Annotated in this window: 1 protein-coding gene; it reads right to left on the minus strand. The window is 35.1% G+C overall.

Going from position 1 to position 370, the window contains the following annotated elements; translation table 11 throughout:
- Window positions 1–157: 157 nt before the first annotated feature.
- Window positions 158–370, minus strand: a 213-nt coding sequence (locus R2R70_RS19215) for a hypothetical protein (RefSeq protein WP_410978782.1), incomplete at its 5' end; no start/stop codon positions are given.

Genomic DNA, 370 nt, shown 5'->3' on the forward strand with positions numbered 1-370 from the left:
CGTATATAAGTCAATAAAAAAGAGAAGTGAAATTAATCACTTCCCAAGTAAGCTATATCAAAGATTGTTTCTATCAGTGTTTCGTCCAGTTCTTCTAAGGTTTCTCTATCATGGTTATAGTATTCTACTAAATAGTTTATCTTGTCCTGTAGTCCCATCATAATACCCTTCTTCCCATTCGCATAGATACGACTTCTAAGGATTCCACTTCCACAATGATGAAAAACCGTCCGTTATTATGCTGAAATTCTTCGAATCTTACCCCATCAGCTTCATAAGAAGCTACTGAGTGAAACTGATTCATAGGAAGCTTGAAGTTTTCTTTAGGTACGTTTTTGAATAACTCGGCAAAAAACTTTCTCACTGGATT

Origin of the sequence: Cobetia sp. SIMBA_158, from assembly GCF_046566945.1 — a bacterium.
Taxonomy (GTDB): domain Bacteria; phylum Pseudomonadota; class Gammaproteobacteria; order Pseudomonadales; family Halomonadaceae; genus Cobetia; species Cobetia amphilecti.